This window comes from Oceanobacillus sp. MO10714A (assembly GCF_037072045.1).
GTDB lineage: Bacteria > Bacillota > Bacilli > Bacillales > Amphibacillaceae > Oceanobacillus > Oceanobacillus indicireducens.
Map to the genome: position 1 here is coordinate 19,806 of NZ_JAXHDC010000045.1, position 7,197 is coordinate 27,002.

The 7,197-nt window shown below is 41.6% G+C and carries 7 protein-coding genes; 1 reads left to right on the forward strand and 6 read right to left on the reverse strand.

Annotation, left to right across the window (positions count from 1 at the left end; genetic code table 11):
• Nucleotides 1–10 precede the first annotated feature (10 nt).
• Nucleotides 11–1,945 (forward strand): TRAP transporter permease, encoded by a 1,935-nt coding sequence (locus SPD53_RS16310; RefSeq protein ID WP_336253197.1) that lies wholly within the window; start codon nt 11–13, stop codon nt 1,943–1,945.
• A gap of 112 nt (nt 1,946–2,057) precedes the next feature.
• Here SPD53_RS16310 and SPD53_RS16315 read toward each other — a convergent pair whose 3' ends face one another.
• The 6 genes from SPD53_RS16315 to pdxR all read right to left on the reverse strand — a co-directional run.
• Complete coding sequence (locus SPD53_RS16315) at nt 2,058–2,864, reverse strand: glycosyltransferase family 8 protein (protein WP_336253198.1); 807 nt, start codon at nt 2,862–2,864, stop codon at nt 2,058–2,060.
• A 115-nt stretch (nt 2,865–2,979) separates the two neighbouring features.
• Nucleotides 2,980–4,221, reverse strand: a complete 1,242-nt coding sequence (locus tag SPD53_RS16320) for a Zn-dependent hydrolase (RefSeq protein ID WP_336253199.1) — start codon at nt 4,219–4,221, stop codon at nt 2,980–2,982.
• Nucleotides 4,222–4,374: 153 nt separating this feature from the next.
• Complete coding sequence (locus SPD53_RS16325) at nt 4,375–4,851, reverse strand: nucleoside deaminase (RefSeq protein WP_336253200.1); 477 nt, start codon at nt 4,849–4,851, stop codon at nt 4,375–4,377.
• A gap of 55 nt (nt 4,852–4,906) precedes the next feature.
• The gene (locus tag SPD53_RS16330; protein WP_336253201.1) at nt 4,907–5,803 is read right to left on the reverse strand and encodes a DMT family transporter; all 897 of its coding nucleotides are present in this window, start codon (nt 5,801–5,803) and stop codon (nt 4,907–4,909) included.
• Between the two features lie 17 nt (nt 5,804–5,820).
• Nucleotides 5,821–6,210: a hypothetical protein gene (locus SPD53_RS16335; protein WP_336253202.1), complete on the reverse strand. Its 390-nt coding sequence runs from the start codon at nt 6,208–6,210 to the stop codon at nt 5,821–5,823.
• Nucleotides 6,194–7,197 (reverse strand): MocR-like pyridoxine biosynthesis transcription factor PdxR (gene pdxR / locus SPD53_RS16340; RefSeq protein ID WP_336253203.1); only part of this gene is annotated, 1,004 nt, incomplete at its 5' end. The genes SPD53_RS16335 and pdxR, both read right to left, overlap by 17 nt.

Consider the following 7,197-nt stretch of genomic DNA (forward strand, 5'->3'; position numbering starts at 1 on the left):
AGATTGTTCAATGGTGAACCTAAAAGCACGTATAACTGGCTGGTTTGGGTATGGGTACCGTCGCCGGCTGTCATCCTATCATTTACATATCTTCAGACTGCTTGCTTGTATTCTTGCAGTCTATCAAATTTGGTCAGTCATTTGGGGGAAATTAGATCCATTGAATCAAATGGCAGTGCATTTATCTGGTATTCTTGCAATCGCCTTTTTGCTGTATGGTTATTCCAGGAAAGCTCACGAAGGGAAAACAACGGAGAATCCGACCTGGATCGATTATACAGCGGTACTCCTCGTTATTCTAGCTGGAGTCTACTTTTCTATGCATGCGGAGCGTATAGCTGTAAGGATTCCAATTATGGACCCGCTCACGACTCTTGATTTATTTTTCGGGCTTGTATTTATCGTGTTAGCAATTGAAGCAGCCCGCCGGACAATGGGCTTTCCGATTATTGCGATTGTGCTCGCCGGTTTTAGCTATATTTTCTTCGGGCATTATTTGCCGGGGATCTGGCAGCACCGGGAGTTTTCTTTTACAGACGTCATGCATGAGCTCGCCTTCAGCTATAACGGATTGTGGGGTTCTCCAATTTCGGTAGCGGCAACCTTCGTGTTTATGTTCCTCTTGTTTGGTGCGTTTTTAAAACAGGCTGGAGCAGGTGAATTTTTCTTTCAATTGTCGACTGCGATTGCTGGGAGAACACGAGGCGGCGCAGCGAAAGTGGCTGTGTTAACAAGTGCCTTTTTCGGATCTATCTCCGGAAGTCCAACGGCGAATGTTGTTGCGACTGGATCTTTTACGATTCCAGTGAGTAAAAGAAGTGGCTATAAACCGTCTGTTGCTGCGGGTATTGAAGCTGCCGCGTCAACTGGTGGAAGCATTCTACCGCCGATTATGGGTTCATCTGCCTTCTTAATGGCCGCGGTAACCCAAATCCCATATGGGATGATTGCGCTTGCTGCAACAATTCCCGCGATTCTTTATTATGTTTCCTTACTGTTGATGGTTCATTTAGAGGCAGTGCGTTCTAATATGCCCCGGCCGAAAGAGGAAAATATCCCTGACATTAAAAAGGTTCTGAAAGAAGGCTGGTATCATATTATCCCCTTCATCGTGCTTATGTATTTCCTTATTCAGGGATATAGTGCAGCAAGAACAGGATTTTACGCAATTCTAGCTATTATCGTCGTAAGCTGGTTTCGCAGAGAGACACGGATTGGTTTTAAAGCGACGATTCAAGCACTTGTTGACGGTGCAAAATCGTCCATTCCTGTTACGGCGGCTTGTGCTGTTGCAGGCTTAATCATTACCGCAATCATGTCTACAGGACTTGGAGGGAAATTGACAAGTATTGTGCTTGGTTTAACGAGCGGACTTCTTATTCCTACATTACTGCTTGTAATGATTATTTGTATTGTATTAGGGATGGGCATGCCGGTCGCTGCTGCTTATATTTTAACAGCCATGCTTGCTGCTCCTGCATTAATTGAATTAGGTGTTCAGCCAATGGCAGCACATTTATTTATCGTTTATTTCTCTATTTTTTCAGCAATTACGCCACCAGTTGCGGTTGCAGCTTATGCAGCTGCTGGAATTGCCGAGGAAAATCCGAACCGAGTTGGCTTAGAGGCCGTAAAGCTTGGAATCGTTGGGTTTATTATTCCATTTATGTTCGTGCTGGAGCCAGCATTGTTGCTGGATGGTTCAATCGGAGACATCGTTCTGGCTGTTCTTACAGCTTTACTTGGTATTGTTGCACTTACTGGAGCGATGATTGGCTGGCTCGTTACGAGTGCGACCGTACTAAATCGTATCCTTTTATTAAGTAGTGGCTGTTTGTTTGTATTCCCAAGTATCGTTTTGAACATAGCTGGGCTTGTATTGGTTCTCTTTGTTTTCTTCATGCAAAGAGGGTCGAGGGAGCAGGTTCCTCGAACTATTCAATAACCGAGTGTGAGGAGTCTAACTTTTACCAAGAAACTAAAAGCGGAGCAGTTCCCGAATGGGCTTAGCTAGTTCGGGAACTAGCACACTTCCGCCACGTAGTGAGGGTAAGAAACTATCCTAAAGCTATTCTTTCATAATGCTTATACAAGGAATGAAATTTACCGGAATAATTGACATGCCATGGCTTTTTCTTCCCGCAAAAGTGAATGATCGCTGTATTGTGAATAACGTAATCCATATCAATTTTATTTTTGTTAGCTAAACGATAATACAGATAAAACCGTGCATCGAAGTTATATAAGATTTCATCTATATTTTTTATTTTTGCCGAGTATAAACCATTTAAAATATCCTGATCAGGCAAGATTAACTTTTTCCTGTTTTCCTCCACAAATTTATAAATCTCCTCTTCCTTGATTTCCATCCGTTGACGTTCTAAATTCATTAACAGAACACCAGAATTATAATATTCATCTATTTCATAGCCCGGAAAGCGAATTTTGTTAATATCGCTTAAAATGGAACGATCATGGAACGCAGCAGCGTATAGATGTTCCGAAATTTCCATATCGTACAAGGTGCGAATTTCATTTATGACCAGAATATCTGGATCAAGATAAAGAATTCGATCGAGCTCTTGCGGTAGCATTTGGTAAGCTAGTAAACGATAATACATTTCTTTCGTAAAATGCTTAACAACTGGAGCATTAGAAAAGTGCTTCTCTTCCACTGTAATCACGACAAGCTCCTGACCCTCTTGTTGAATATACCGCATGAGATCATCCAGTTCCTCATCTTCAATAGACGAATGCATTAGATAAATAGCAAAGGATTCTCCAGGGTTATTTACAAAAAGGGACTTCAGCATTGTCTTTAATGGATTGATATAATTTGAATTCAACGTTACGAGGATATTCATGATTTTCTTTTCCCACCCTATTTTTTATTGCTTCATGACTCAACTTTCGCACTGCAGAAATTCACATCATTTTCAGGGCCTGACAAACTCACCCGGCAGCCAAAATCCACTCTTGCTAGTTATTCACAAATCCACCCGCTTGCTTTAAAACTTCCATCTCTAATACCGTTACCCCAATTTCTATATCTTTTTCCTCCGTAAATTCATCAGGATGGTGGCTCAGACCATCGACAGAAGGAACGAATATAAGAGTAGTCGGCCAGCGTGAAGCTGTGTTCATCGCGTCATGCCCTGCACCACTCGCCATAAACATATAAGAAACCCCGGCCTCCTCACATGTCACTGCAACCGCCTGTGCAAGTCCTTCATCCATCATGACCGGATCATCATTTTGGATGATCTCCATTGAAATTGGTGTCGCACGCTTCTTCTCGATTTGCTCTGCCTTTTCCTTTATCCGTTCAAGCACCCGTTCACGTGAATCAGCATATATACTGCGGATATCCACCTTGAGTGATGCACTGCCGGGCACGACGTTCATGGCCCTTGGCGATATATCAAGTACTCCGACAGTTGCAACCGTTTCATATTCATCTTCCAAAAGACCCGCTTCTTCCACTGCAAGCGATAACTCAGCTGCAGCAAGCAATGCATCACGCCGATTCTTCATCCCTGTCGTTCCGGAGTGGGAACTCTTCCCGGAAATATGAATTGCTAAACGGAGTGGTCCTGCAATACCTGTTACAATACCGATTTGTTTGTTTTCCTTGATTAACTTTGGTCCTTGCTCAATATGCAATTCGTAAAATGCCTTTACACGTCTATTGCTCTGATCAGCCTGTGGAAACTGGTCCAACTCAAGCCCCTGTTCCTTGACCGCTTCCCTAAGTGACACTCCATTTCTATCCCGCAAGTTTTCCAATGTCGCAAGGTCTACCTTATTCATCATCACCTTACTCCCAAGCGTCGCGAAATTAAAACGCGATGATTCTTCACAAGTAAAACCGATTAATTCAACCGGATGCTGCGTCCTTATCTCTGCCTCTTTTATCGAACGGATAATTTCAAATCCAGCTACTACCCCAAGTAGACCATCATACCTTCCGCCTTGGTAAATCGTATCTAAATGAGAGCCAATAATGACGGGGGGAAGCGAGTCATCCGCACCAGGCAGGCGGACGATAACATTCCCTGCGGCATCAATTTCCGTTTCAAGCCCAAGCAGTGTCCCTTCTCTCATCAAATATTGCTTTGCGATATATTCTTCGTATGTATAGGCAACCCGCTCAATCCCGCGATCCGTTTCACCCAATTCATTCAATATATGCAGCGTTTCCATCAAGCGATCGATTTTCATAAGACCCATCCCCATTATAAAGCATTATGTATACCTATAATTTACAGTATATTCCGCAATAACTCCAGGAAATTTTTGCATGCACGCAAATAAGGTCAAGGGGTCTAGTCCTTGACCGAAGCAAAATCATGAGCATAAGTTGTTGTTCAAGCTTTATTTCTGGTGCAGCTTGTAATGCAGTTCTCTAACCCTTTCCGCAAGCTCAGAAACTGGCCCATCAACTACCGCACCGCGAATAACGTCTTGGATCGGCAAATTCCGAACAGGCGACGGAGCAACCCCCAGTTCACTCATCCATTCCGCAAGCTGCTCCGAAGAACTTGCATATACAATCCGACCTAAACCAACCCAGCCATGAGCCGCTGAACACATCGGACAATGTTCACCTGAAGTATAAACAGTCGCTTTACTTCTTTCTTCCGGTTTCATATTCTCAGCTGCCCAGCGCGCGATAGCGAATTCCGGATGTTGCGTATGGTCTCCGCTTGCAACATGGTTATGGTCTTCAAAAAGTACCTCTCCATCTGCTGAGACGAGAACAGAACCGAATGGCTCGTCACCTTTCTCTAGAGCGATTTTTGCCAATTCCACACAACGACGTAAATGCTTTAAATCTGTATCTGTTATCATATTGTAGCCCTCCTTCGTTTCATGTACCCATATTCTATCTATGTACCCATTCACTTTACAAGCTTTCCGATTCCTTGAGAACGACCTCTTTCGAACCTCCTTGCAACCTTAGAAAGTAAAATATCCCAGCGATAATCAGGATACCACCAACAGCTTCTACTAGCGTAATCATCTCATTTAAAAGGAATATTGCTAAAACAGAAGCCCCAATTGGTTCTCCTAACGTAGCCATGGATACAGTTGTAGTATTGACATAGTTTAATAGCAAATTGAAAATAATATGTGCCCCTGTTGGAAAAATAGCGAGCATCATGAAGACGGCCCAATCATTTGTACTATAACCGGTAAAAGGTATCCCGCCAATTAAATTAAAGATAGCAACCGTTACCCCAGCCACAAAGAAGACTAAAAAGCTGTATACCCAATGATTAATTGATTTTACATTCCGTTGCCCGATCATTAAATATAGAACAACAGAAACAACGGCAAAGAAAGATAAAATATTTCCAAAGAAAGCGCCACTCCCGCCTCCTAAATTACCTCCACCAACAATGACAACCCCGATAAAAGCAACTCCCATCGCAAACACGGTACGAACATCTACCTTTTCTTTAAAGAAGAGTAGTCCCAGAACTAAAGCAATCGCAGGCTGTAGCGCTAGAATTAAAGTAGAACTTGCCACCGTCGTATGATTTAAGGATTCAAACCATAATCCAAAATGTCCGGCTAAAAATATACCAGCAAATACAATCGCTACCCATTCTCTCGCATGTATCCCAAGAAATGTTTTCCGATGTTTAATAACCATAGGAAGAATGATTAGACATGCCAAAAACATCCGGTACATGACCATAACCGTTGAAGGTGCATCCGATAACTTCACAAGTATTGCAGATAAGGAGATACAAATAATTGTAATGATTAAAAGAATGTTAATCGTTCTCTGCTTCAATCATTTCCCTCCCTTATTCAATCTTCTTTAAGAATCTCATACAATCGTTCGACCGCTTCTGGAATTTCTTCTTTAGAAATATTAGCAAATCCTAACACAAGCACAATTTTATTCCCCCTATCAACTTGCTCTTCCTTTAGCATGAACCGAGTTAAAGGGTACAACTCAAGCTTCTTATTCTTCGCCAGCTGAGCTACCTCCTCATATGTCTTATTCGTTTTAAACTCAGCTAGAAAGTGCAAGCCAGCTCGAATATCCTTAATATGAATATCCTTCATAAATTTTCGTTTTAATTCTTCAACTAACAACTCCCGCTTTTCCTCGTAGCTATTATTCGTCCGATTAATATGCTTAGCATATTCTCCAGTTTCAATAAAGTAGTGAAGCGTATTATAAACTGAGCACATTACTTCCTTGAATCCAACCAGAATATTTACGTCGATATTCCCTTAACAAAGCAGGAGGCAAGACGAAATAGCTAACTCGTAAGCCTGGCATCATTGTTTTTGAAAAAGTCCCTGTATAAATAACACGCTCATGTCTGTCTAAACTTTGTAAAGAAGGAATGTTATCTGTACCATATTTATATTCACTATCATAATCAGCTTCTATAATATAAGTATTCTCCTGATTCACTGCCCAATTCAGCAATTCCATCCTTTTAGAAATCGGCATAATTATTCCTGTTGGGAATTGATGAGATGGAGTAATAATTAAAAGATTTGGATTAAGTTCTTTCACCTCTTTCACATCAATCCCTTTATCAACTAAAGAAATGGGGGCAACTTGATGATTCGTATCTTTTAATTGTTGATAAAGCCTAGAGTATTCTGGGTTTTCAATAGCTGTCGTAATTCCAGATGGTAACATATTCATTATCTGCCAAAGAAGCGGCTGGGTTCCTGGTCCGATTATCACTTGTTCCGGTTCACACATCACTCCGCGGGAAACAGCGATAAGGCGAGCTATCGTTTGCCTGACAAGATAAGGGCCTTGAGGGTGGGATATTTCTGATAGCTCTTTTTTGTGATGTTTAATTGCCATCCTTTCACATTTCATCCATGCTTTAAAGGGAAATATCGAAAGGTCTGTCGACATATGTGATAAAGAAATCCAGCTTTCTTTATCATCCTCAGACGTCTCTTTTTCTTTCAAATCATCGGGAAAATCCGGTCGCATGGAAAACTCTTGCAGACTCATAAATTGTTTAATATCTTCCACATAATACCCTTTTCGTTCCACGGTATAAATATATCCTTCTGCAAGTAGTTGTTCATACGCGTTCGTAACCGAATTATTACTTACTCCCAGCTCTTGTGCTAGCTTTCTTTTAGAAGGAAGCTTTTCACCGGGAGCCAATTTATTTGCTAAAATACTCTTTTTCATTTCTAAGT

Coding starts and splice junctions, on each gene's coding strand:
- SPD53_RS16310 (WP_336253197.1), top strand. CDS start 11: ATGGTGAACCTAAAAGCACGTATAACTGGCTGGTTTGGGTATGGGTAC.
- SPD53_RS16315 (WP_336253198.1), bottom strand. CDS start 2,864: ATGAATATCCTCGTAACGTTGAATTCAAATTATATCAATCCATTAAAG.
- SPD53_RS16320 (WP_336253199.1), bottom strand. CDS start 4,221: ATGAAAATCGATCGCTTGATGGAAACGCTGCATATATTGAATGAATTG.
- SPD53_RS16325 (WP_336253200.1), bottom strand. CDS start 4,851: ATGATAACAGATACAGATTTAAAGCATTTACGTCGTTGTGTGGAATTG.
- SPD53_RS16335 (WP_336253202.1), bottom strand. CDS start 6,210: ATGTGCTCAGTTTATAATACGCTTCACTACTTTATTGAAACTGGAGAA.